Origin of the sequence: Photobacterium salinisoli, from assembly GCF_003614885.1 — a bacterium.
In the GTDB taxonomy this organism is placed as follows: domain Bacteria; phylum Pseudomonadota; class Gammaproteobacteria; order Enterobacterales; family Vibrionaceae; genus Photobacterium; species Photobacterium salinisoli.
The window spans coordinates 75,542-100,070 of record NZ_QZMS01000011.1 but is presented as its reverse complement, the minus strand read 5'-3'; the positions used below and the strand labels follow the sequence as shown (position 1 = coordinate 100,070).

Annotated in this window: 19 protein-coding genes and 3 pseudogenes; 16 read left to right on the top strand and 6 right to left on the bottom strand. The window is 48.2% G+C overall.

Translation table 11 applies throughout. The features are described from left to right. Positions 1 to 2 precede the first annotated feature (2 nt). Positions 3 to 3,182 (top strand): efflux RND transporter permease subunit, encoded by a 3,180-nt coding sequence (locus D6M16_RS11665; protein ID WP_120512069.1) that lies wholly within the window; start codon positions 3 to 5, stop codon positions 3,180 to 3,182. Positions 3,183 to 3,309: 127 nt separating this feature from the next. On the opposite strand, the gene D6M16_RS11660 is transcribed toward D6M16_RS11665, so the two are convergent. Further along, entirely contained in the window at positions 3,310 to 4,785 is a 1,476-nt protein-coding gene (locus D6M16_RS11660) for a Na+/H+ antiporter NhaC family protein (protein WP_120512068.1), read from the bottom strand. A 26-nt stretch (positions 4,786 to 4,811) separates the two neighbouring features. Beyond that, positions 4,812 to 6,158: a glutamine synthetase family protein gene (locus D6M16_RS11655; RefSeq protein WP_120512067.1), complete on the bottom strand. Its 1,347-nt coding sequence runs from the start codon at positions 6,156 to 6,158 to the stop codon at positions 4,812 to 4,814. 201 nt (positions 6,159 to 6,359) lie between these two features. Here D6M16_RS11655 and D6M16_RS11650 point away from each other — a divergent pair, with 201 nt between their 5' ends. From D6M16_RS11650 to gabT, 8 genes are read left to right on the top strand one after another with little or no spacing between them, the layout of a single operon-like run. Next, positions 6,360 to 7,124, top strand: coding sequence for a gamma-glutamyl-gamma-aminobutyrate hydrolase family protein (locus tag D6M16_RS11650; protein WP_120512066.1), 765 nt, complete (start codon positions 6,360 to 6,362; stop codon positions 7,122 to 7,124). After that, the gene (puuR, locus tag D6M16_RS11645) at positions 7,114 to 7,668 is read left to right on the top strand and encodes an HTH-type transcriptional regulator PuuR (protein WP_120513141.1); all 555 of its coding nucleotides are present in this window, start codon (positions 7,114 to 7,116) and stop codon (positions 7,666 to 7,668) included. Before D6M16_RS11650 ends, puuR begins: the two co-directional genes overlap by 11 nt. Before the next feature lie 24 nt (positions 7,669 to 7,692). Continuing rightward, on the top strand, positions 7,693 to 9,180 hold the full coding sequence (locus tag D6M16_RS11640) for an aldehyde dehydrogenase (RefSeq protein ID WP_120512065.1): 1,488 nt from the start codon (positions 7,693 to 7,695) through the stop codon (positions 9,178 to 9,180). A gap of 12 nt (positions 9,181 to 9,192) precedes the next feature. Further along, complete coding sequence (locus D6M16_RS11635; protein WP_120512064.1) at positions 9,193 to 10,470, top strand: NAD(P)/FAD-dependent oxidoreductase; 1,278 nt, start codon at positions 9,193 to 9,195, stop codon at positions 10,468 to 10,470. 22 nt (positions 10,471 to 10,492) lie between these two features. Beyond that, positions 10,493 to 11,362, top strand: a complete 870-nt coding sequence (gene aguB, locus D6M16_RS11630; RefSeq protein WP_120512063.1) for an N-carbamoylputrescine amidase — start codon at positions 10,493 to 10,495, stop codon at positions 11,360 to 11,362. 28 nt (positions 11,363 to 11,390) lie between these two features. Next, positions 11,391 to 12,494 carry an agmatine deiminase gene (gene aguA, locus D6M16_RS11625; RefSeq protein WP_120512062.1) on the top strand — a complete coding sequence of 368 codons (1,104 nt, stop codon included), beginning with the start codon at positions 11,391 to 11,393 and terminating at the stop codon, positions 12,492 to 12,494. A gap of 28 nt (positions 12,495 to 12,522) precedes the next feature. Further along, a complete protein-coding gene (locus D6M16_RS11620; protein ID WP_120513140.1) occupies positions 12,523 to 13,956 on the top strand; it encodes an NAD-dependent succinate-semialdehyde dehydrogenase in 1,434 nt (477 codons plus the stop codon). Positions 13,957 to 13,968: 12 nt separating this feature from the next. Next, positions 13,969 to 15,240 (top strand): 4-aminobutyrate--2-oxoglutarate transaminase, encoded by a 1,272-nt coding sequence (gabT, locus tag D6M16_RS11615; RefSeq protein ID WP_120512061.1) that lies wholly within the window; start codon positions 13,969 to 13,971, stop codon positions 15,238 to 15,240. Between the two features lie 73 nt (positions 15,241 to 15,313). Here gabT and D6M16_RS11610 read toward each other — a convergent pair whose 3' ends face one another. Further along, positions 15,314 to 16,960, bottom strand: a complete 1,647-nt coding sequence (locus tag D6M16_RS11610) for an ABC-ATPase domain-containing protein (RefSeq protein WP_120512060.1) — start codon at positions 16,958 to 16,960, stop codon at positions 15,314 to 15,316. Between the two features lie 188 nt (positions 16,961 to 17,148). Between D6M16_RS11610 and D6M16_RS11605 the strand changes: the two genes are divergently transcribed. The 4 genes from D6M16_RS11605 to D6M16_RS11585 all read left to right on the top strand — a co-directional run bounded on the left by D6M16_RS11605 (position 17,149) and on the right by D6M16_RS11585 (position 20,678). Further along, complete coding sequence (locus D6M16_RS11605; RefSeq protein ID WP_240435600.1) at positions 17,149 to 17,385, top strand: hypothetical protein; 237 nt, start codon at positions 17,149 to 17,151, stop codon at positions 17,383 to 17,385. Between the two features lie 106 nt (positions 17,386 to 17,491). Next, positions 17,492 to 17,773 carry a peptidylprolyl isomerase PpiC gene (gene ppiC, locus D6M16_RS11600; RefSeq protein WP_027251162.1) on the top strand — a complete coding sequence of 94 codons (282 nt, stop codon included), beginning with the start codon at positions 17,492 to 17,494 and terminating at the stop codon, positions 17,771 to 17,773. A 1,148-nt stretch (positions 17,774 to 18,921) separates the two neighbouring features. Then, positions 18,922 to 19,815 (top strand): hypothetical protein, encoded by an 894-nt coding sequence (locus D6M16_RS11590; RefSeq protein WP_120512058.1) that lies wholly within the window; start codon positions 18,922 to 18,924, stop codon positions 19,813 to 19,815. A gap of 104 nt (positions 19,816 to 19,919) precedes the next feature. Beyond that, positions 19,920 to 20,678: a hypothetical protein gene (locus tag D6M16_RS11585; protein ID WP_120512057.1), complete on the top strand. Its 759-nt coding sequence runs from the start codon at positions 19,920 to 19,922 to the stop codon at positions 20,676 to 20,678. A gap of 117 nt (positions 20,679 to 20,795) precedes the next feature. On the opposite strand, the pseudogene D6M16_RS11580 reads toward D6M16_RS11585, so the two are convergent. Both D6M16_RS11580 and D6M16_RS22535 read right to left on the bottom strand, forming a co-directional pair. Further along, a pseudogene (locus tag D6M16_RS11580) lies at positions 20,796 to 21,671 on the bottom strand (IS110 family RNA-guided transposase); the annotation flags it as partial. After that, positions 21,671 to 22,034: pseudogene (locus D6M16_RS22535) on the bottom strand (IS4 family transposase); the annotation flags it as partial. The pseudogenes D6M16_RS22535 and D6M16_RS11580, both read right to left, overlap by 1 nt. Before the next feature lie 140 nt (positions 22,035 to 22,174). On the opposite strand from D6M16_RS22535, the gene D6M16_RS11570 reads away from it, so the two are divergent. Next, positions 22,175 to 22,645, top strand: coding sequence for a GNAT family N-acetyltransferase (locus tag D6M16_RS11570; RefSeq protein WP_120512056.1), 471 nt, complete (start codon positions 22,175 to 22,177; stop codon positions 22,643 to 22,645). 131 nt (positions 22,646 to 22,776) lie between these two features. Then, positions 22,777 to 23,313 carry a nucleotidyltransferase family protein gene (locus D6M16_RS11560; protein WP_120512055.1) on the top strand — a complete coding sequence of 179 codons (537 nt, stop codon included), beginning with the start codon at positions 22,777 to 22,779 and terminating at the stop codon, positions 23,311 to 23,313. Between the two features lie 22 nt (positions 23,314 to 23,335). Here D6M16_RS11560 and D6M16_RS11555 read toward each other — a convergent pair. Then, a pseudogene (locus tag D6M16_RS11555) lies at positions 23,336 to 23,467 on the bottom strand (IS110 family transposase); the annotation flags it as partial. 242 nt (positions 23,468 to 23,709) lie between these two features. Here D6M16_RS11555 and D6M16_RS11550 point away from each other — a divergent pair. Next, a complete protein-coding gene (locus tag D6M16_RS11550; protein ID WP_120512054.1) occupies positions 23,710 to 24,516 on the top strand; it encodes a hypothetical protein in 807 nt (268 codons plus the stop codon). Positions 24,517 to 24,529 lie beyond the last annotated feature (13 nt).

The following is a 24,529-nucleotide window of genomic DNA, read 5'->3' as shown; positions in this document are numbered from 1 at the left end:
TAATGCTAGGGATGATAGATGCCGCATTGCATCGTACCCGTACCGTTGTGCTTATTCTGCTGCTTCTTTTGGTTGCCGGGTATATGAGTTACCAGAGTATTCCTAAAGAAGCCGAACCGGATATTACCATTCCCTTTATTTACGTCTCGATATCTCATAGCGGTATTTCACCGGAAGATGCTGAACGTTTGTTGCTGCGGCCAATGGAAAAGGAATTGCGTGGCATAGACGGCGTGAAAGAGATGACCTCAACTGCCAGTGAAGGTCATGGTTCGGTATTGCTGGAATTTGTGGCCGGGGCCGATACCAACAGTGCTTTAGCGGATGTCCGCGAGAAAGTGAGTCTGGCAAAGGCGAAATTGCCGGACGGCACAGACGAGCCGACGGTTAATGAAGTCACCATGGCTTCTGAAAACCCGGCCATCACAGTCATGTTGTCGGGCACAGCGCCAGAGAGGGCGCTAATTACTATCGCCCGCGATCTGAAAGATAAGCTTGAAAGCATGCGGGAAGTGCTGGAAGTGGATATCGGTGGTGATCGGGAAGACATGATTGAGATTCTGGTCGATCCGCTGCTGATGGAAAGCTACGATCTGGATCAACAAGATATTTATAATCTGATATCGCGTAATAATCGGCTTGTGGCGGCAGGTACGCTCGACAGCGGACAGGGACGGTTTCCGATCAAGCTGCCATCGGTCTTTGACAATATCAAAGATGTGATGGAAATGCCGGTTAAAGTGTCTGGCGATAAAGTGATTACATTTGGTGATGTGGCGACCGTTCGCCGGACATTTAAGGACGCAGAATCCTATGCCCGCGTGAACGGTAAACCTGCGGTGTCGCTGGAAGTCAAAAAGCGGCCGGGCGAAAATATCATTAAGACGGTCGAAGGCGTGAAAGCGCTGATTGAGCAAGAACGCGAATTCTGGCCGCCAACCATTACGGTGGATTACACCGGCGATCAGTCAAAACATGTCAAAACCATGTTGAATGATCTGCAAAACAATGTGCTGTCTGCCATTTTACTGGTAGTTATTGTCATTATCGCCATTCTTGGTGCACGAACGGCATTGCTGGTGGGTATTGCTATCCCCGGCTCATTCCTGACCGGGATTCTGGCATTGGCTGTGCTGGGTTATACGGTCAACATGGTGGTGCTCTTTGCCCTGATCATGGCTGTTGGCATGCTGGTAGACGGCGCCATCGTGGTCACTGAATACGCCGACCGTGAAATGAGTGAAGGCACGCCGCGCTATGAAGCCTATAAAAAGGCCTCGAAGCGTATGGCATGGCCGATCATTGCTTCCACCGCAACAACGCTGGCCGCTTTTGGACCGTTACTCTTCTGGCCAGGCATCATGGGCGAGTTCATGAAGTTTCTGCCATTGACGCTGATCATGACCTTAGTTGCCTCTTTGGCGATGGCATTGATTTTTGTGCCGACATTAGGGGGCTTGTTTGGTAAGCCGCGCCCCATCTCTGCTGAAAAACGTCAGCAGCTGATCGAAGCTGAAGAAGGGGATATTGAGCACCTGCCAGGTTTCACCGGTCATTATGTCCGGGTACTTAAAGCGGCAGTCAAGCGGCCATGGCGGGTATTATTCGGCGCGTTGGCGTTCTCGTTTGCGGTTATTCTACTTTACGGTAAAGCCGGCAATGGAACGGAATTCTTTCCTGAGGTAGAACCTGAAGGGTTTAATATAGTCATTCGGTCTCAGGGCGATCTCTCAATTGAAGAAAAAGATCGCCTGATCCAAGAGGTGGAACGCCAGATCGTGAACTTACCAGAGGTAGAAACCCTGTATGCGCGTTCGGGTGGCGATGACCAGATTGGTATGCTCCGGGTTAACCTGATTGACTGGCAGGACAGACGTCCGGCGGCGGAAACGATCGAAGAGATTAAGCAGCGCACGGGCGGGCTTGCCGGGCTGGAAATTGAAGTGCGACAAGATCAGGCTGGCCCTCCGACAGGTGATAAAGATATCAACCTGCAAATCAGCTCGCGTTTTCCTGAGCTGCTCAAAGACACTGTTGCGAAAGTACGCAAGGAGCTGGAATCCAACCCTGCCTTTACCAACATTGATGATACCGGACCTAAACCGGGTATCGAATGGCAGATCAAAGTGGATAGGGCCGATGCCGCGCGGTTTGGCGCAGATGCCACTTTGGTGGGTAATAATGTTCAGTTTGTCACAACAGGGTTAACGCTCGGCGAATACCGGGCTGATGACGTTGATGATGAAATGGATATTCGTGTGCGCTTTCCGGAACAGTACCGGCATATTACCCGCCTGGAAGAGCTTCGCCTGAAAACGGCGCAGGGGCAAATTCCGCTCAGTAATTTCAGTACACTTGAGGCTGCCAACAAACTGGATACCATCAAGAAAGTGGATGGACGGCAGGCGCTGTCTGTGACGGCTGACATGGCGCCCGGTTACAACTTAAGTAAAGTTATTCCCGAAGTCATGGCGCGACTACCCGAGTTGGGGCTGGATCCCAGGGTGCAGATTACGCTCAGAGGGGAGAATGAAGAGCAGGAAAAAGCCTCGGCCTTCCTGAGTAAAGCCTTCCTGATTGCGATGGCCGTGATGGCGATTATTCTGGTGACGCAGTTTAACTCTTTCTACCAGGCTTTTCTGATTCTGACTGCTGTGTTGTTCTCAACAGTTGGCGTACTGCTTGGGATGCTGGTGTTTAACCAGCCGTTCGGCATAGTGATGTCCGGGATAGGTATCATCTCGCTGGCCGGGATTGTGGTGAATAACAATATTGTTCTGATTGATACTTATAACGTTCTCAGAAACCAGGGTATGGAGGCGATTGAAGCGATTCTTCGCACCGGTGCCCAGCGTTTGCGTCCTGTCTTGATGACAACGGTCACCACCATTTTAGGTTTGATGCCTATGGTAATGATGGTAAATGTAGATCTGATACAGCGTAAGGTGGAGTTCGGCGCGCCGTCCACGCAAATGTGGGCACAGCTTGCCACTGCGGTGGCGGGAGGATTGGCCTTTGCAACAGTTTTGACGCTGGTCATCACCCCTTGCATGCTGGCGCTGGGCGTTCATCGCCAGCAGCGTAGGAAAGACAAAGCAAACAGCAATAACTCACCGCATTTCATTGATGATGCAATGATAGATGACGATGAAGAAGTGAAATCGCTGGAAAAAGTCAGTTAACGATCCGGCTTGTTCTGTACTGATCGGATTTGCTCATCTGCGAATCATAAAAAGAACCGCCACCTTGTTAAGGGTGGCGGTTTTTCTTGGGCTAGGGTGTTGCATTGTTATCAGGCGTGCATGGTTATCAGGCGATAACCAGGAAGAACACAGCGGTTGCAACAATACCAATCAGTGCATAAGGGATCTGAGTCAGTGCGTGCTGCATAGCGGTACAGCCACTGCCTTGTGCAGAAAGCACCGTTGAGTCACTGAAGAAGCATGAGTGACTGCCGGCTGCAGACGCTGACAGCAGGGCACCGATGGTGATAGAGACCGGTACACCCAAATGCGCACCCAGCGGGAATACAATCGGCATGGCGACTGCAAACAGCCCCCAGGATGATGCGGTCGCAAAGACCAGGGCTGCCATCACAAGGAAGATGATTGCAGGGAACATTTGTGCCGACAGGTAAGGCGATACGGTTTCGATGACATACGTTGTCAGGCCCAACTGGTCATTGACGTTTTTCAGCATGAAACCGGCGATAACGGTTGCCAGAGGTAGCATCATGATTTTGATACCGTCATAGACAGCCTCAAACATGGTGTTCACCGGCATCAGGCGTTGTACGCCATACAGGAACATGGTGAAAATCATGGCAACGAAGACACCAGCCAGCAAATCAATATCGAAATACCAGCTTGCGGCAACCAGCACTATCATAGGCAAGGCAAAGTTCAGCACGCCAATGGTTGAGTTAGGATGCGCTTTCACATCTTCACCCAGCGCAATGTCAACGCCACCGTCAGGTTGCACCTGGCCATTCTGTGCTCGTTTTTCTGCGGCCTTCATCGCGCCCAAATCAGGGATCTTTCCAGTCGCCACCAAGAATACAACCAGCAGTGTTACCCAGCCGTATGCCATGTAAGGAATCGCCTCCATATAGGCCGTGATCCCTTTGCCGGCTTCGGCAATGTCGTTATCTTCCAGCAGTGAGCTGAAGAAAATAGCCCAGGTGGAAATCGGCAGCAGGATACAAACCGGTGCGGCAGTGGAGTCGACCAGATAAGCCAGTTTCTCACGGGAGATTTTGTAGCTGTCTGTAATGCGCTTCATCGATGATGAAATCGCAATCGCATTCAGGTAGTCATCAATGAAGACCAGAATACCCAAAACGAAGGTCAGCACCATTGACTGGCGTTTGCTTTTGACTTTAGTGACCAAAGCTTCACTGAAACTCAGGATACTGCCGCCTTTTTCCAGCATGGTAATCAAACCGCCCATTAAGCCACAGACCAGAATCAGCCAGGCAATGGTTTCATCCATCATGACTGTCATCGACATATCGACGACATTACCGACGATTTGCTGAGGATCGATCATGATCAGACCCGCGATTGCTCCACTGAACAGAGCCTCGACGGTGCGGTGAGTCAGTAACGCCACAGCCAGAACAAAAAGGGTCGGTAATAAACTGTACCAGCCATAAGGCGTTCCGGTCTCATGGGTGTTACCAATCATGGCAAAAGTGCCGATGATGCCAGCAATGGCCAGAATAGCCGACATGCTCTTCGCATTTGGCTTCTGCGGCGCATCTAATGCAGGTGTTTTCACTGTCATACAAGAATTCCTTTCCTATCTTTCAGTTACGCTGAATGAAGCATCCACTCAATTTCCAGTGGCGTGACGGCTTTTTCAAAGTCCGCCAGTTCACGTTGCTTGCATGCTAGATAAAGCGAGATAAATGATTGCGGTAGGTACATCGACATTAGCTCGCTTGATGCAAGCTTTATTAGTGCGTCCGGCATGCGAAGAGGTAACTCTACCGCATTGTCTGCCAGTTGTGGTGGGCATTGATCAAAAGTAAAACGTTCGCTGGCAAGCAAGCCAGCCAAGAGTACTGAAGCAAGCACATACGGGTTGACGTCTGCTCCAGCGATACGATGTTCAATACGGCGGTTGTGGCTGTCACTCATTGGTATTCTGAGTGCAACCCCGCGGTGGTTTTCTCCCCAGTTGGCATGTGTGGGTGTGTACATAGAGGCCGAGAAACGGCGGTATGAATTCACGTTCGGGCAAAGCAGTGCCATGGAATCCGGCATCATGGCCAGCATGGCGGCCAGTGTCTGATAATAAAACGGGCTGGCTTCGCCTTCCTGATCGGAAAACAGGTTCCTGCCGTCTTTATCGACCACACTCAGATGCATGTGTTTGCCGTTACCGGCTTCGTCAGCATAGGGCTTGGCCATGAAAGTCACATCGAAATCATGGGCCTGAGCGACCTGACGAATCAACCGCTTCGCTAGAATGACCTGATCACAGGCATTAACGACATCTTGCTGGTGGTTAAAGTTGATCTCGAACTGACCCGGTGCCGATTCCGACAGTGCGCCTGAAGTATTCAATCCCTGAGCAACCGCAGCGTCATTGAGATCTCGTAAAAACGCGGAATAATCATCCAGGTTTTCTACGTTGTATACGTCAGAACGGTATTCTCTGTCATGGTGGATTGGGTTCAGAGGTGGCTGGATTGCCCCATGTGTACCGCGATTTTTATCCAGCAGATAAAACTCAAGCTCAATCGCAACGACCGGGAACTGTCCGCGTTGGTTAAGCTGCTCAAGCAAGTTCACCAGCACAGAGCGTATACAAAGATCCGTCGGCCGGTTTCCTGATTCATCCATCATTGTCAGCATGACTTGGCCGACTTCAGGATTAAAGGTGGTGGTCAGTGTGCCTGGTACCGGGTAACAGATATGGTCTGGTTCACCCAGTGCCTCGCCGAGTCCCGCTTCCTCAACCACATTCCCTTCAATGCTTAGCGAGATAGTCGAGAGAGGCAAGTAAACACCTTTCTCAATTTTTTCAACCGCTTCGACTGGAATACGTTTGCCTCTAGGCGTGGCGTTGATGTCGGTAAAGAGCAAATCAACAAACCTGATCTCTGGCCACTTTTGTTTAAAATTTTTAACTTCTTCTTTAAATCCGTTCATTCACGAAACACCTCGTGTGGATACATCCTGTAACTTATATTTAACAGATGAACGAGAAATGGCAATAATTGTGTTCAAAATGTTCGAAATATCGAACGTTGATCAAATTTTAGTAACAATTTTGTAAATTGCAGGTTGATTTCCCTTAGTGCTCTAAGCTAGGTTTGTTCAATAAATCGAACACTGATGGCAGGAGAGACCATGATGAACTCAACAAAAGCTGGACCGGTAATTGGCGTTGTATGCTGCAAAAAATCACTGGAAGGCTATGGCATTCAAAGTGTTAATGAGTTCTATCTTCATGCGATTAAGCAGTTCGGTGCCAACCCAGTACTGTTTCCGGCGGGTTCTACTGCTGAAGAAATCAAGCAACTGATTGGCTTAGTCGACGGTGTACTGCTGACCGGCAGCCACTCAAACGTTGCACCGGCGCGTTACGGTGCAGAGCATGACGAACCAAAGAAAGATGAAGGCCGGGATGCCTTGTCATTTGTACTGATAGACACCTGTATCAAAGAGAACGTGCCTATCCTTGGTATCTGCCGCGGATTTCAAGAGATGAATGTAGCGCTTGGCGGGTCACTGCACCCGAAAGTGCATGAAGTTGAAGGCTTTAACGACCACAGGGAAAGTCCCCTGAATGACATGGTCATCAAGTATTCACCGGCTCATCCGGTAAATATTTCTGACAACGGCACCTTCGCTGAGTGGTTGGCACCGCTGGATAACATTGAAGTGAACTCTCTGCACGGACAGGGGGTTAATCAACTGGCGCCGAGTCTTACCGTGGAAGCGGTTGCACCGGATGGTTTGATTGAAGCCTTTAGTTTACAAGCGCATCCATTCTTCATCGGTGTGCAGTGGCACCCAGAATGGCAAGCGACTGAAAACCATTTTTCACGAATTTTGTTTGATCAGTTTATGATATCGGCTTCAAAACGAAGGAGCCTCTATGATGGAAACTGACTCAATTGGTAAAAAAATCGCACAGCTAAGAAAAGAATACAAATTGTCTCAGCGTGAACTGGCAGAAAAAGCCGATATCACTCACAGCGCTATCTCGTCAATCGAGAACAGCAAGGTGAGCCCGTCCGTCAGTTCATTACATAAGATAGTGAAAGTGTTTGATATGTCCTTGTCTGAATTTTTTACACAAGATCAGGCATTTGATGAGCGTCCGGTGGTGATTAAGCCTGATCAGCTCATTGAAATGGGCAACGAGCAAGTTTCAATGAAATTGGTCTGCGACGGCCGCAAAGACAGACAAATGGGCTTTTTGATTGAGGTCTACCAGCCTCATTCGAGCACAGGACTGATAAGTATTAAACACGAAGGTGAGGAAAGCGGTACGGTATTGGAAGGGGAAATAGAACTGACGTTGGGTGACAAAAACTACGTTATCCACGAAGGGGAAAGTTACCTGTTTGATACCAGTATTCCTCACAAGTTTACCAACAGAACGGACAAACTTTGCCGGATTGTCAGCGCACATACTCCAGCAAGTTTCTGACGTCCACACCCAAAAGGAAGGCGTATGAACACTCAACAGCAATGGACAGCACTAAAACAGCAGATAGAAATTGAAGCCAGGGCATTCATACATGGGAAATACCAGCATGCCCAGAGTGGTAACACCTTTGCTGTCATTAACCCTGCGACAGATGAGCATCTTGTTGATGTTGCCCGCTGTGATGCAAAGGATGCAGCAATTGCTGTTGAGATGGCCAGAAGTGCCTTTAACCGCGGAGACTGGCAGGATCAAAGCCCGGCACAGAGAAAAAAGGTGTTACTGGCATTCGCCGACCTGATCGACCAGGAGCGGGAAATCCTGGCACTGCTGGAAACTCTGGATACCGGTAAACCTATCAGTCACAGTTTCAGTACCGACATTCCCGGCGCTGCTGCGGCCATTCGCTGGTACGCCGAAGCGATAGATAAAACCTATGGCGAAGTGGCCCCCACGGAAGTCAATGTCCATGCCTATATCACGCATCAGGCCATTGGTGTTGTAGCCGCCATCGTACCCTGGAACTTTCCGCTCTGGCTGGCCTGCTGGAAGCTGGGGCCGGCACTCGCGGCAGGGAACAGCGTGATTCTCAAGCCATCAGAAAAGTCACCGTTAACCGCAATTCATCTTGGCAAACTGGCGAAACAAGCAGGTATTCCTGATGGCGTATTCCAAGTGTTACCTGGATTCGGCCATGAAGTGGGCGATGCCCTGGCGCGCCATGAAGATGTGGATTGCATAACCTTCACCGGTTCAACCCGGGTAGCCCGTCAACTGATGGTGTGCTCTGGTGAATCCAACATGAAACGTGTCTGGGCCGAAGCGGGCGGTAAAAATGCCAACATCGTGTTTGCAGATTACAAGAATCTGGACAAAGCCGCGGCAGAAACCGCAGCAGGCTGCTTCTACAACCAGGGCGAAGTCTGTGTTGCAGCAACGCGGTTGCTGGTACATGAAAGTATAAAAGAGGCGTTTGTCGCGAAAGTCATCGAGGCATCACACGCTTTTTCCCCAAAAGATCCGCTCGATCCGGCGTCGTCGATGGGTGCACTGATCGACCAGGAGCACAAAGCCAAAGTGCTGGACTATGTTGCCAAAGGTGAAGCAGCTGGCGCCAAGGTGCTGTGTGGCGGCGATATAGCAGGGCAAGGTGCCTTTGTTGCACCTGTGGTATTAGGGGATGTCAGCAATGACATGGCGGTTGCCCGTGAAGAAATTTTTGGTCCTGTGTTGTGCGTGATTCCGTTCAGTACAGAGGAAGAGGCGATTGCGATTGCCAATGATTCCCCCTATGGGCTGGGTGCCGCGTTGTGGACGTCCGATCTGGATCGTGCGCATCGGGTTGCCCGTCAGCTTCAGGCTGGTTCGGTCTGGATTAATAACTACAACGAAGGTGACATGACAGTTCCGTTTGGCGGCTTTAAACAAAGCGGCAATGGTCGGGATAAATCACTGCATGCCCTGGAGAAGTTCACAGAGGTGAAAACCACTTGGCTTCGTCTTGAGTCGTACTAAAAGGAGTTTACTGTGATTAATCATACCGGTTCTTTCTACGCCGCTACGGCGAACTATACCCGCGAGTTTCCAACGCTCACTGACAATATCGAATGTGATGTCTGTATTGTTGGTGCAGGTTTCAGTGGCCTGTCATCTGCGCTGCACCTGGCGAAAAAAGGCTTTAAAGTTGTGGTCCTCGAAAGTGCCAAAGTGGGCTTTGGCGCAACTGGCCGTAACGGCGGCCAAATCGTCAACAGTTACAGCCGCGATGTGGATGTCATCGAGAAACGTTACGACAAAAAGACCTCAGATGCACTGTGCAGCATGATTTTTGAGGGTGGCGATATCATTCGCGGCCTGATTGAAGAATTTAACATCGACTGTGATCACCGCCAGGGCGGTTTGTTCACCGCGGTAAACAAAAAGCAGTTTGAAGGACTGAAACACCATAAAGCTAACTGGGAACGTTACGGCAACAAGGAACTGACGCTGCTCGACAAAGCTGAACTGCAAACTATGGTGGGCACTGACGTCTACGAAGGCGGTTTGCTGGATATGCGTGGTGGCCATATTCATTCGCTCAATCTGGCGCTGGGTGAAGCCGAAGCCATTATTCAGATGGGCGGACAGATTTTTGAACAGTCAGCCGTTACCCGAATCGAAAAAGGTGCCAAACCTGTTGCCCATACGGGCCAGGGCTCGGTAAAAGCGCAATATATGGTACTGGCCGGTAATGCTTATCTGGGTGGTCTGGCGCCAAATATCAGCAATAAAGCCATTCCATGCGGCACGCAGGTGGTCACAACGGAACAACTGTCAGATGCACTGTGCGATGAGCTGTTACCGCAACGTTACTGTGTAGAAGACTGCAATTACCTGCTGGATTACTTCCGCATTACCGGCGACAACCGCATGCTGTTTGGCGGCGGTGTGGTGTACGGCGCACGAGATCCGGCAAACGTAGAGAAACTGATCCGTCCCAAGATGGAAAAAGTATTCCCTCAGTTAAAAGGCGTGAAACTGGACTTTGCCTGGACCGGTAACTTCCTGCTGACTTATTCACGTATGCCGCAATTTGGCAGTTTTGCTGACAACATTTACTACCTGCAAGGATACAGCGGCCATGGCATTACCTGCACGCATCTTGCCGGCAAACTGCTGGCTGAAGCGCTAACCGGTCATGCTGAGCGTTTTGATGCATTTGCGTCTCTGCGTCATTACGCCTTCCCGGGCGGGCGCCATTTCCAGGTGCCGTTTACGGCGCTTGGGGCCGCTTACTACAACTTACGCGACAAGCTCGCTATCTAAGGATCGGAAAAGGAAGAGAACAATGTCAAAGACAGTGACTTTTGCTTCAGTGCAGCTTTCGATGTCGTGGGATATCGATAATAACCTGAAAAAGATCAGCCAGGCGGTGAAAGAAGCCGCTGACAATGGCGCGAATGTTGTGGTGCTGCAAGAACTCTTTGCTGCTCCTTATTTCTGCAAAGAGCAGGTTGCCAAGTATTTTGATCTGGCAGAAGAAACCGATAACAGCCCGTTAATTGCTCATATGAGCCAGCTGGCACGTGAATTCAATGTCGTGATTCCGGTGAGTTACTTTGAGCGTTCAGGTAACAGCTTTTTTAACTCTCTGGTGATGATCGATGCTGACGGCACTGTGATGGACAATTACCGCAAATCACATATTCCTGATGGTCCGGGTTACAGCGAGAAATTCTATTTCAGCCCCGGCGATACCGGATTCAAAGTCTGGGAAACCCAGTTCGGCAAGTTTGGCGTAGGGATCTGCTGGGATCAGTGGTTCCCTGAACTGGCACGCTGCCTGGCTTTGGCGGGTGCGGAAGCGATTTTCTATCCGACGGCCATCGGCTCTGAGCCTCAGGATCCGACGCTGGACTCACGTGATCACTGGCAGCGAACCATGCAGGGACACTCTGCTGCTAACCTGGTGCCAGTGATTGCTGCTAACCGCACTGGTGTAGAAACCGACGATGGCATTGAAACCACCTTTTATGGGTCGTCATTTATTACCGATCATACCGGCAAGAAACTGGCCGAAGCGGGCCGTGATGAAGAAACCATCATCTATGCCACGATTGATCTGGAAGCGACAGCCAAAGCCCGATACAGCTGGGGTCTGTTCCGTGACCGACGTCCTGATTTGTACACACGCATTAACTCCCTGACGGGCAAGTAAAACACGGATTAAGGAAAGGAAGACTGCCATGGAACGACAGGGCACCCCTTCAGAGCACGGCTATTATTTCCCTGCGGAGTTTGCGCCGCAGGAACAGGTTTGGCTGGCATGGCCGGAGCGGCCTGATAATTGGCGTGAGACTGCGAAGCCAGCGCAGCACGCTTTTACTCAGGTCGCGATGGCCATCAGCCAACATACCAAGGTCTGTGTGGCAGTCAGCCCCGATCAATATCTGACGGCAGCACTCATGCTACCTGAAGGGATTGAGATCGTTGAAATGCCATTGAATGATGCGTGGATGAGAGACATAGGCCCGACGATTGTGGTGAACGATCACGGTGATCGTCGTGGCATCAGCTGGCAGTTCAATGCATGGGGTGGAGAAGTCGATGGCCTTTATGCCCCCTGGAATGACGACGATCAGGTGGCTGCAACTATCTGCGATCACTTAGGGTTGGATTACTATCGCGCACCTTTCGTTCTGGAAGGGGGCGCCATTCACACAGACGGCGAAGGCACCCTGTATACGACGGAAGAATGTCTGCTGTCTGCCGGACGCAATCCGCATCTCAGCAAAACAGAGATCGAAGCGTTTCTGGCCGATTATCTGTCAATCAACAAGGTGATCTGGCTGCCGGATGGCTTGTTTAACGACGAGACTAATGGCCATGTCGATAATCTGCTGCACGTGATCGCGCCGGGCGAAGTGGTATTGAGCTGGTGCGACGATCCTGAGGATCCTCAGTATGCGATTTCACGCCGGGCGCTTGATGTACTGGAGAGCAGTACCGATGCGAAAGGACGGCATATCAAGGTACACAAGTTGCCGATTCCGGGTCCGCTATATTTAACACAAGAGGAAGCGGCGGGCATTGAGCCATCGGGTGGAATGAAACGTGAAGCCGGTGAACGCTTAGGCGGCTCATACGCCAACTTCCTGATGTGTAACAAAAACGTGTTTTTGCCCTTGCTGGACTCAGCTTGTGATCAGCAAGCTAGAGATATTCTGCAAGCGGCATTACCGGATTATCAGATTATCGGCATTCCGACCCGGGAAGTGCTGCTTGGTGGCGGCAATATCCACTGTATTACTCAGCAGATCCCTGACGCACTTGCCAGTAAACAGGGCTGAAGGCCTGGTCAAATCAAAAGGTTTTATTATGCAGCAAATTAAGAACCGTACTCTGCTCGCCTTTGTATGCGAGCCATCCGACACCTCACTGGCTGTGACCAATCCGGCTGATGGTGAAGTGCTTTGTCATATTCCGACTCAGAATGAAGCGGAAATTAACTCTGCGATTGAACGCGCGAATACCGCGCAAAAGACCTGGGCGAAAACCAGCGCTAAAGAGCGTGCTGTTATTCTACGTCGCTGGTTTGATCTGATTATGCAAAACCAGGACGATCTGGGCCGTCTGATGACCCTGGAACAAGGCAAGCCGCTGGCGGAAGCCAAAGGCGAAGTGGCCTATGGTGCCAGTTTTATTGAGTGGTTTTCGGAAGAAGCCAAACGCACTTATGGTGATTCCATTCCTGGACCGACTACGGATAAACGTATCGTCACGATCAAGCAGCCCATCGGTGTGGCCTGTGCCATCACCCCCTGGAATTTCCCGATTGCGATGATCACCCGTAAAGCGGCACCCGCTCTGGCGGCAGGTTGTACCTTTATCTGTAAACCTGCCAATCAGACGCCATTGTCTGCTTATGCGGTGGCTGAATTAGGTTATCAGGCCGGTATACCGCGCGACGCGCTTCAACTGGTGGTGAATGCGTCATCCAGCATGGTAGGCAAGGTATTCACCGGTAGCCCGCTTATCCGCAAATTGTCTTTTACCGGTTCGACCGGTGTCGGTCGCTTGCTGATGGCGCAATGTGCCGACAGCATTAAGCGCACGTCGATGGAGTTGGGCGGTAATGCGCCATTCATCGTGTTTGACGATGCCGATATCGATCTGGCTGTTAAAGGTGCGGTGGCTTCTAAATTCCGTAACGCCGGCCAAACCTGCGTGTGTGCTAACCGCTTCTACGTCCAGAACGGGGTTTACGATGCATTCGTGGCCAGATTCAAAGCCGAGGTTGAAAAGCTCAAAGTGGGCAACGGTCTTGATGGAGGCGTGACGATCGGCCCTGTGATTGACGTGTCGGCCAAAGAGAAGATCATGCACCTGACCGATCACACCATCGCCCAGGGAGCAACACTGGTGACTGGCGGACAGCAACTGGACGGTTTGTTTGTGCAGCCGACGATTCTGGCAAATGTCACGCATGACATGGATATCGTGCAGGAAGAAATTTTTGGTCCGATCGCGCCGGTTATCCGTTTCAGCACTGATGATGAGCTGATCGACATGGCAAACGACACCATTTATGGCCTCGCTTCTTACTTCTACAGCCAGAACATCAACCGGATCTGGAAAGTGGCAGAAGCACTGGAATACGGCATGGTGGGGATCAACGAAGGCATGATTTCAACCGAAGTTGCCCCGTTTGGCGGGGTGAAACAATCCGGTATCGGGCGTGAAGGTGCCAAGCAAGGCATCGATGAATACATGGACATTAAATACCTCTGTTTTGGCGGCATTCAAGCATAAGGAAGGGAAGTTATGAGCAATCAAGCATGGCAAGCACGAAAGCAACAAGTGATCGCACAGGGAATGGGTAATCTGAACCCGTTGTACGTTCAGACTGCAAAGAATGCTGAAATCTGGGATATCGAAGGTAATCGTTATATTGATTTTGGCTCAGGTATCGCCGTCAATAACACTGGCCATTCGCACCCGCGTATTGTCGAAGCAGTTAAAGCGCAACTGGATAACTTTTCCCATACCTGTGCCATGGTGACCCCGTACACGTCCTTCGTGGAACTGGCGGAACAACTGACAGCCCGCGCCCCTGGCAAGTCGGCCAAGAAAGCCGTTTTTCTGACCACTGGTGCAGAAGCCGTTGAAAACGCAATTAAAGTAGCCCGTGCGCACACCAAACGCAGTGGTGTGATTGCATTTAAAGGCGGTTTCCACGGTCGTACCAATATGACCATGGGCCTGACCGGCAAAGTGGCGCCATATAAAGCAGGCTTTGGGCCATTCCCTGGCGAGATCTATCACGCCCCTTATCCGAATGCGTTCCACGGCATCAGTATTGAAGACAGCCTGCAGGCGATTGACGATCTGTTCGCCTGTGATATCGAACCATCGCGTGTGGCTGCCATTATTTTTGAGCCAGTTCAGGGCGAAGGTGGCTTTTATCAGGCGCCGCCGGCGTTTGCTCAGGCGCTGCGTGAGTTGTGTGACAAACACGGTATTTTGCTGATTGCTGATGAAATTCAAACCGGCTTTGCCCGTACCGGTAAAATGTTTGCCACTGAATATCTGGGAATTGAACCGGATATGATGACCATGGCAAAAGGCATTGCCGGTGGCTTCCCAATCTCCGCGCTGGTAGGTAAAGCCGATATCATGGACGCCGCTGGCCCTGGTGGCCTGGGCGGCACCTATGCCGGTTCACCACTGGGATGCGCAGCAGGTCTGGAAGTTCTGAAGATCATTGATGAAGAGCAGCTGTGCGAGAAAGCGCTGAAAATCGGCGAAGTCATGACCAGTCATTTCCGTTCGCTGCAGTCTGATTTTCCTGTGATTGGCGAGGTACGTAATCTGGGCGCGATGATTGCCGTCGAGTTTGTGGATCCTCAATCCGGTGCCCCAATGGCTGATCTGACTAAATCCCTGGTGGCTCAGGCACGGGAAGAAGGTGTCATTCTGCTGTCTTGTGGTGTGAAAGGAAACGTGATCCGCTTCCTGCCGGCTCTGACGATTGAAGACGAGATCCTTGCCGAAGGCATTGAGAAAGTGAAAAAAGCACTGGCGGCATTAGTGTAAATTCGCATCACTGCTTATTGGATAGTAAAAAGGGCATACCAGAGTATGCCCTTTTGTTGTTTTGTCAGGTCGGTTATCTGAACTCGGCTTTGCGCATCCGGTTCAAAACGGCCATCACATCGACAACGCGCGGTTTGGCCAAATCCCCATAGTTTGGCATGCTACGGAACCACTCATCTTGCAGCATCTTGTGGAAGGCAGTCACAGGCTGTTTTTCCCAGCCTTTGATTTGTGCCAGCAGGCACCACAACCAGCCAATGGTATGAAGCTGGCTGGCATCGGCAATTTGTTCTAAGGCCTGCAGATCGACAAACTCACGGCCAAAACGCAGGCTCTGCTTGTTTTTGACCTGGATGCGGAACTTGCCTTCTTCCAGCTGCGCCTGAAGACCGGAGCGGTTCAACTGGCGAACACGCGGCTGTTCAATGGTATCGCTGCCTTCCGGCTGGCGCTGTGTCGGGTGCGATTGCACGATGATTTTCGCTTTCGCGGTGACATCAACCGCTTCATAGTTGTGCATCTGGATCACTGTATCGGCGACATCCAGATAGTCTCCTGAGCCGCCCATTACCAGCATGACAGACACATTCAGGTGATTGCGCAGCAAAGCAATGCGATCGACCAATGGCGTAATAGGTTCATCTTCTTTCGCAATCAGCGCCTGCATGCGCTCGTCACGGATCATAAAGTTCGAAGCGGACGTATCTTCATCAATCAACAGCGTTTGAGCACCAGCCTCCAGCGACTCTTGCAACCAGGCAGCCTGCGAGGTCGAACCTGAGGCATTTTGCGTGCTAAAGCAGGTGGTGTCTTTACCCATAGGCAGATTATTGATGTAGGGCGACAAATCGACACTGTGGACACAGCGGCCATCTTCGGCACGAATTTTACTGGCGGTCTCATCGGCAACCACATATTCGCGGCCATCCCCGGGGATATGATCATAGACGGCGTTCTCGACCGCATTCAGCAGGGTGGATTTTCCGTGAAAGCCACCACCCACAATCATGGTAATACCGGCGGGGATACCCATACCGCGCAGTTCACCAGCGTGAGGTGCGTTTAATGTAACCGCCAGACTCTCCGGGCTGATAAAAGGTACGGCGTCAGGCATTGGCTGCTCGCTGTTACCGGCAAGACGTGGTAACACACTGTTATCGGCAACGAAGGCAATCAGGTTTTTCTCTTTGAGTTGCGCGCGCAGTGCAACCTGATCTTCGACCGTTTCGCAATGGCGGCGCAGATCGTCCATTGGCAGTTCACGTGCAATCGTTGCACGACGAATGATTTTCGGCAGCGTAAAGGTCAGCAGGTTGAGTGCTTTCCTGGCAATGATGGTGCGGCCATCTGCAGGGAGATCAACTCGGAAACGCAGTTCAATGGCATCGTCATCGAAAACGACAGCAGTGCGATCCAGTACCGCCTGTCCCGGACGGTCGATCTGAATCTCATTCACTTCTTTGGCCAGATCGGCAAACTGACGGGCGATAAAATCACGTGCCGCACGCTGATAATCTGCCGACTGCTCTTTCAGCCAGGCCAGATCCGTGAGTGACCACTGGCGCCGGGCGCGAACACGGGTTGCGGGTGCGAACGGATCCGACTGAGGGATATCGATAAAGAAATCGTAATCAACAAAGTTGTACTGACCACGCAGGCTGGAATAGCTGCGGTAATTACGACGGTCAATTTTTTTGAGTCTGGCTTCTAGTAAGTCCATGGTCACTCGATATCACTGGCAATAAACATTGGGGGCAGGAGTGTACACCAAAGCACGGTTATGTGCATGTTATTCGGTGATCCAGCTCCCGCTTATCAGGCATTCAAACCTTAGTCTAATTGTTCGCGTACCGGGTTTTCGTCACTGTGATGAGAAAAGAGACTTTCCCTGCTATTCAAGGAGTCAGTATGTTGGAAATGGCATCAAAGTCGGCCGAATGGCTATTGCTGCTCAGTGGCGTGATCCTGATCTTGACCAGTATGGTGCAATACGGACGCCGCACCCGTAACTGGGGTGGGGTCATGACGATGTTCTACAAGCGCGTCAGTATGACAGCCGTCGAATTCAAGTTTTACCGTTCCGGGGTTGCCGCTGTCATTCTGGCGATCATCCTCAGAATGGTGAATCTGGTTTTCTGGCCATAATCGTGGTGGCGCTGAGCGCGCAGGCATAAAGCGAAAACTTGCCAGATGATGTGATTTGTCACACACTTGCCGCCCATCAAGATTCAGACAAAACAAGGCGGGTATTATGGCCTCTACCGCAGCAGCATTGCACATTCTGGTAAAACACAAAGAACAAGCTGACGATATTTTGCAGCAACTGAAGAAAGGCGCCAAGTTCCAGACGCTGGCAAAGAAATACTCGACTTGTCCATCCGGCAAGCGCGGCGGCGATCTCGGTGAATTTCGCAAAGGCATGATGGTGCCAGCATTTGATAAAGCCGTGTTCACCGGCAAAGTGCTTGAGCCGATCGGTCCGGTGAAGACCAAGTTTGGGTATCATGTGATTAAGGTTTTATACCGCACGTAAGTGGTGCATTGGCACGTTTGAATTCGTTTGTATGTCGCGCTTGAGTCTGAAGCATCCCTTCGCAGTGTACTCAGCGCGCCAGGTACTCTTTTCCAGCAAAAAGATTACCCAGAAATGCCTTTTTGTTCTCTGGTGTGGTCCGGGTCGGTTGTAGGCGCTCCCGGCGCCGACAACCTAAAAATTCGTCCTGAATTTTTCCCTGGGTTGGTACTGACCCAAATTTCTGTTTGCTTTGTCGATCCTTACATTAAGTGCAATTCCTTTACTGCAAGTGCAAATCTTGTGGCTTTGTAGGTTTGTCGCGCATTGGGTTCTGTGACTCATTTGACATTGTTTGATGTGCGCCAGGTACTCTTTTGAGGCAAAAAGAGTACCCAGAAATGCCTTGATGTTCTTTGGTGTGGTCCGGGCCGGTTGTAGGCGCTCCCGGCTCCGACAACCTAAAAATTCGTCCTGAATTTTTCCCTGGGTTGGTACTGAACCAAATTTCTGTTTGCTTTGTCGATCTTTACAGTAAGTGCAATTCTTGTTGTTGGGTAGGTTTGTCGCGCATTGGGTTCTGTGACTCATTTGACATTGTTTGATGCGCGCCAGGTACTCTTTTGAGGCAAAAAGAGTACCCAGAAATGCCTTTTTGTTCTTTGGTGTGGTCCGGGTCGGTTGTAGGCGCTCCCGGCTCCGACAACCTAAAAATTCGTCCTGAATTTTTCCCTGGGGGAGATGCAAGCCTCGATCTTTTCATTTCTGCTTTTAAAGCGCACGTCAAACCTGGTTAAATTTATTGTGATTCAATGGTCTCTGGCACATTCCTGTGCAAGCAGGAATCCATGCAGCGAGTGCAATTCTGTGGCTTCTTCGTACTGGGTAAGTGACCGATGTCGCTTTTCTCACAAGCGTATATGTCGTTGATTTTTGCGGTAAGTCATGAAATACAAAAAAGTAAATAATATCAATTGGGTAGTATCAGATGATTGAGTAAGATATACGAGATGATGTCGTGTATCTTAATGATAGGTTTATCTGGTTGAGTGCATTTAGTTCAATATAATCAATCGCTTAATTGATTTCTAATTGAAAGAGTTTTATGACAGCGTTATACGACATGGTGTCGTTGAATAAAATGTTATATTATTTAGAGGAAGTAGAGTGTGAGTGAAGATCTCGAAAATCTATTAATAGAGATTAAAAAGCACCCAATGTATAAGCCTTATAATGGCAAGTTTCCCACACTGTCTACATTGACTCGATACCCCGAAAAAAACCTACCAATTATAGTAGAACAGGGTGAAAAGCTGATAAGTGCAAATATTAACGATGTAGGTTTTGATGACTTGGATCTGCTAAAAGAACAGTTTATTTCAGATGTGCATCAATTTTTGACAGAGGCATCAATCAATATCAATAGCAGAATTATCGCTAGTTATGGCCAATCTGTTATCACTAGTAACGCTCTCTATCACATAGCATGCTCTCAACAATATAAAAATAAATATAACGATATTGACCTATTGATGAATAAAGTTGAATTTAACTATTATTCAATCTCTTTCATTTTAAGGCTAGCTATAGAAAATAAGCTCAAGTCCATGCTTGGTTTTGAATATAGTGATATTACAAAGGTAGTGAGAGGAAAAAAGAAAACATTTAAAAATACGAGAGAGTTTCCAGTAAATAAAATACTTAACTTTCTTTCGCATAGTGATCTTCTTAACACTCCATGCTCATTTTCAGAATTGAAGAATATCTATTCGTGGTCGTGCCGATTTACTCATGATGCTACAAAAGAATATGTATGGCTTAGGCTGAAAGCGTTGAACTCACTACATGATTTATTCGATTTCAATTTTATAGAGAAAAACAACAAACTTGAAAAATATTCCAATGTTACTAGTTACCTCAAGGCTGGCGTTACTCTTAATCAAGTAATGAAAAAAATAAATAACGATCCAAAGTTCAAAGGGCACCATAATCTATGCCTTGTAGAGGCTCGGTTTGATGAAAACTTTGGGTTCTATAATTCAAAATCTAAAACATGGCACTAAATGCAAAATAATATAACAAGTCATTCCAGGTGACGCCTACGGCGCACCTGAATGAGGCGTTATGTGCTTTGGGGAAAATTTAAAATTCTTATTATGGAGAAGATATGGACACCTATTATGATTTATTTGGCAAGGATCTAGTTGAAGGCTATAAGCCTCTGATTATCAACGCGTTGAATGATAGCGAAGGGGTAAAGTATACATTTGTAAGTGACGTTAGTTCGCTTCAGTCGCTTAACAGCACTTACATGTCAGAACTTATTTATAGAGCGCACTTTGGTGGAACTTCGTCGCTCGTCCGAAATCTGGAGTGGGTAAAGGGTATGGCAGTGGCATATGAGCATGGTATGTTGTTACCATTTGCTTCCTCTTTTCGCTCGCTAATTGAATCAACAGGTGATAGCTCGCAAGCCCTTATTGCCGTTGCAAAGACTTTGGCTGACAACCACAAAATTATTTCAGATTGCATTGCTGAAAAAGCGAATAATGTTTATAGCATCAAAGAACTAGAAGATTTACTCATCCACTATTCTCACGGTCGTCGGCTCCAAAGAGGAGAAGAATCTCCAGAAACTCATAAAGCAAAAAGTGCAGCTTTTTATGTTAATAACCTCAAGGAGCAAACGGGGAAAGATTTTTATGAATGTTATTCCGAATTATGCCAGCTAACACATCCAGCAGCGGATAGTGTATTGCATCTGATGCTACCAAAAGCAGGCAACAATTATGAGTTTTCTGTTGGTGATGATAAGAAGAAAATTGAAGAATTAATGTCAAAGTATGATCACTTGATTACTGACTTACTAATGTTTGCATTTAATCCGGGTCTACTCATTTTAAGACACTTAACCATTTACCAGTAAGCGATTGTCACTCAGCGTCTTTAGTGCATGCAGATTTTAGTTGGTTACCTCTTTGGGTGAAATGCGAGCAATCACTAAGTCGCACATAACAAACGACTATGGCGTCAATAATTAATTTCATGCTGTTTTTTCTTCCCACCTGACGCCATCGCGAAGCATCGCATTGAGGATAACAACCATCTTCCTGACACAGGCATTTATGGCTACTTTTTTCGGTTTTCCTTCAGCCAGAAGTCGCTGATAGATGCTCTTGAATACCGGGTTACATTGCATGGCCGACATCATCGCCATATACAAAACGGTCCTGACCTGAGCTCGACCACCTTGTATTTTCCTTAGCCCCTTATATCGGCCACTTTCCCGGTTCATCGGAGCCACGCCGACCAACGCGGCAGCTTGTTTGTTGGTGATATAGCCGAGTTCAGGAAGGTTGCTAATAAAAGAAGCGGCGGCGATTTTTCCGATCCCCGGCATGCTTTGCAATATGTCATTTTTAGCCTGATACTCGGGACAGCTTTCGATCAGTTGAATGAGCTTATTTTCTATTTTCTCGATCTGATTTTTGAATGTTGTCAGGATGGGTTTGATGGTCATCGCTAGGTGTTTGGGCATGATTTGAAGCCGGTTCTTTTCCATGGTTTGCATGGTAAGCAGCTGATTTCTGCGAATCACTAAGTCCGCCATCAACCGCATGCACTCTGGTTTGAGTTGGGTTAGTGTTGGTTTGATTGCCTCAGCATAGTGGGCAATGAGTTTGGCATCGAGGTTGTCCGTTTTGGCGCGTTGGCCAATGGCCCCGGCAAAGCGTTTTACGTGAATGGGATTGGCAATCACGTAAGGCAGACCGGCCTCGGTGCAGGCCAAAATAAAAGGCATTTCCAACCGGCCGGTGGCTTCCACAACGATGCGTTGCGGTGAATGTTGTTGAATTGTTTTGATAGCTTTTTTGATGCCTTTATCATCGTTGGATACCGAGAAAAAGATGTCGAGTGGACAGCTCGTCCTTTCACGGCAACTGAAGCGCGCAATGTCATATGGCGAAGTTGTTCGTGAACATCAGACCAATCAACGTGGACGACAGGAAAAGGGTTGGCACGGGTAATAAACGAAGCATGCCATTTATAGATGGCATCTTTTTCTCGGTGAAGATTTTGATTCCCGAGCAATCGGTCGATGCGTTTGATGGCATGTTTAACCGTGGTACCAGTATCAAGGGCGCGTCCTATTTTTTGTGGGGGTGAGATCGGAGCCATCGAGCACCGTTTTGGTGGCAAGTATCAGAGATCTAAGTCGTTTTTTGTGAATGTCGGGGCATTGACTCTCAAGAATTTGTTGTAGAATGTGAACGTCGCGCATCGTTAGGGTTCCCTATTAAATCCGGTGTCTTTTTGGCGAAATTCATTAGATCAGAATGAGCGACTCGCGTCTACTCATTGTTTTATAAAGAAATTATGATGGGATTTGTTAGAACGCGGCGTTAGCAAACAGGAGTAATAATGAGTATCCTAATTAGAAAAGCAATGATGAGTGATGCGAAGGCAATCAGTGATTTGATATTACCTTTGACAAGAAAGTATGTTTGCCCGACTTGTGATTTATCTGTTCATAGCTTATTACTCGACTCTATGTCAGAAGAGAGTATTAAAACTTATTTGTCTACAAACTACGCTTATTTTGTAGCGATAAATGTTAATGAGAAAGTTGTTGGTGTGGCTGGAATTCGAGATTATTCGCATCTTTACCATCTATTTGTAAGTGATGATAATCAAGGTCAGGGGCTTTCACGCCAGTTGTGGGAAGTCATAAAAGACGACGCATTGAAAAACGGCAATAATGGACATTTTACTGTGAACTCAGCTGTGAATGCAGAAAGCGTTTATTTAAGTTTTGGTTTCAGGCGTATAGATGGTGTCAGAAACAGGGAAGGAATGGTAGATATCCCGATGATGTTTGGCACTGTTTGCTAACAAACAATTCAAGCAGACCCTCAACGCGTGGCATTTTCGTTTTGCGTTGAGTTTAGGGTTTACGGTGTTGTGCGGAAAATTGGTAGTTTCGTTTCAGGCTACTTAATTGGGCGTTATGGTGCAGGGCGAAAATGGACCAAATCGTAGAACTAATAAAACAAGATCCAATCAGAATCGAGGCACTTTATCATGTGTCCCAATTAGGTTTGCCTCAATGCTACATTGCAGCGGGTTTTGTTCGAAACTTAGTTTGGGATTCATTGCATGACTTCAACGTACCGACTCCTTTAAATGATGTCGATGTAATCTACTTTGATCCGACTGAATATAACGCCAATGCCTACTTGGATTACGAAGCACGTCTTAAAATTTGCATGCCCAAGCTTCATTGGCAAGTACGTAATCAAGCTACGATGCATGAGCGTAATGGCGATGAACCTTATCAAAGTTCTTTGGATGCAATGAGTTACTGGCCAGAAAAAGAAACAGCGGTTGCTGTTCGTCAAATAGGGCCAAATCAGTATGAGTGTATAGCTGCTTTTGGCTATGAATCGTTGTTTAGTTACTGTGTCACATATAATCCCCAAAGGTTACGAGAAACCTTTGAAAATCGTGTAAATTCAAAAGGGTGGTTAGTAAGCTGGCCTTCTTTGAGAATTGCGCCATAACAAACGACTATGGCGTCAATCATTAAATTAACGTCGCTTTTTCTTCCCATAAGACGCCATCGCGCAACATAGAATTTAGGATGATAACCATCTTCCTGACGCATGTAATGATGGCTACGTTTTTCGGTTTTCTTTCAGCCAGAATTCGTTGATAGTCACGATAATGGCGGGTGGGATATTGGCAAATGTCGAGAGAACTTTTGGGCTTGATATTATTTTTTGAATCAACACCCAGCCTGGCGATCTTCACCGTGGATACTAAAGCTATGTTTTGCTAAATCAATGCCATAAATAGATTGTGATAGGGCGACCTCCGGTAATTTCGTAGTCAGATTTGCCAAGTGTGGCAAAGTCTGATGAGGGGGGGCATGTCATTCGTTAGCTTCTAGGAGATATATGTCAGTGTTTCATATATACAATAAAGACAAGCATTTACAGCAAGCATTGCAACTACTTGAGTCTGAGAGCTCAGTTGAGCATGTTTATGCTTGTTTAGAGTTACGATTCTGTATTGAAGCTATTGTCTATCAGAAACTGCTTCATGGTATTGAGAATCTACCAAAGACTATAGTTAATACATGGCAGCCCACTAAAGCACTAAAAATGTTGGTAGAGTTTGACAGTTTTGCTTCTTCTGACTGTGTCGTCGAAGTAAATTTTTCTAGTTCTACTCTGCCACCAAAATCTGGATGGCTACGTTTAGGTGAGCAAAGGCTTCCTACAGTGCGGTGGTTGAACAAAACTTACAATAAACTTGGAAGTTTTTTGCATCTGGTTGAACCTCAGAAAGCGAGTGAGACAACGCCTAAAGATATAAAGAACGAATTGCTTGAGATTGCGGAGCAACTTCAGAAATATGTAAAAAGTAATTTTTTAATCAGCTACAACAATATAGACATTAAACAATGTCCAGCATGTCAGCAAGATATAGCTTTTTCATTAAGAAATGTGCGAGACGGAGAAACTCGAAAATGTAGTAATTTCCGATGTGGTGCATTATTCACTGTCAAGATTGATAGTTCTAGAAACAACATTCAGTTGAGTTGCAATACTTATGACATTAAATGCCAATTATGTGAAAAAGATATCTTTATACCAGAAGCAACAATTAGAAATTTGGATATCTTTGGTTGCCATAACTGTAGCGCAAAGTATATGCCAAGGGGGGAGTATGAGTTCGTATTACTTCCAAAACAAAGCTAACAAACGACTATGG

Coding starts and splice junctions, on each gene's coding strand:
- D6M16_RS11665 (WP_120512069.1), top strand. CDS start 3: ATGCTAGGGATGATAGATGCCGCATTGCATCGTACCCGTACCGTTGTG.
- D6M16_RS11660 (WP_120512068.1), bottom strand. CDS start 4,785: ATGACAGTGAAAACACCTGCATTAGATGCGCCGCAGAAGCCAAATGCG.
- D6M16_RS11655 (WP_120512067.1), bottom strand. CDS start 6,158: ATGAACGGATTTAAAGAAGAAGTTAAAAATTTTAAACAAAAGTGGCCA.
- D6M16_RS11650 (WP_120512066.1), top strand. CDS start 6,360: ATGATGAACTCAACAAAAGCTGGACCGGTAATTGGCGTTGTATGCTGC.
- puuR (WP_120513141.1), top strand. CDS start 7,114: ATGGAAACTGACTCAATTGGTAAAAAAATCGCACAGCTAAGAAAAGAA.
- D6M16_RS11640 (WP_120512065.1), top strand. CDS start 7,693: ATGAACACTCAACAGCAATGGACAGCACTAAAACAGCAGATAGAAATT.
- aguB (WP_120512063.1), top strand. CDS start 10,493: ATGTCAAAGACAGTGACTTTTGCTTCAGTGCAGCTTTCGATGTCGTGG.
- aguA (WP_120512062.1), top strand. CDS start 11,391: ATGGAACGACAGGGCACCCCTTCAGAGCACGGCTATTATTTCCCTGCG.
- D6M16_RS11620 (WP_120513140.1), top strand. CDS start 12,523: ATGCAGCAAATTAAGAACCGTACTCTGCTCGCCTTTGTATGCGAGCCA.
- gabT (WP_120512061.1), top strand. CDS start 13,969: ATGAGCAATCAAGCATGGCAAGCACGAAAGCAACAAGTGATCGCACAG.
- D6M16_RS11610 (WP_120512060.1), bottom strand. CDS start 16,960: ATGGACTTACTAGAAGCCAGACTCAAAAAAATTGACCGTCGTAATTAC.
- D6M16_RS11605 (WP_240435600.1), top strand. CDS start 17,149: ATGTTGGAAATGGCATCAAAGTCGGCCGAATGGCTATTGCTGCTCAGT.
- ppiC (WP_027251162.1), top strand. CDS start 17,492: ATGGCCTCTACCGCAGCAGCATTGCACATTCTGGTAAAACACAAAGAA.
- D6M16_RS11585 (WP_120512057.1), top strand. CDS start 19,920: ATGGACACCTATTATGATTTATTTGGCAAGGATCTAGTTGAAGGCTAT.
- D6M16_RS11570 (WP_120512056.1), top strand. CDS start 22,175: ATGAGTATCCTAATTAGAAAAGCAATGATGAGTGATGCGAAGGCAATC.
- D6M16_RS11560 (WP_120512055.1), top strand. CDS start 22,777: ATGGACCAAATCGTAGAACTAATAAAACAAGATCCAATCAGAATCGAG.
- D6M16_RS11550 (WP_120512054.1), top strand. CDS start 23,710: ATGTCAGTGTTTCATATATACAATAAAGACAAGCATTTACAGCAAGCA.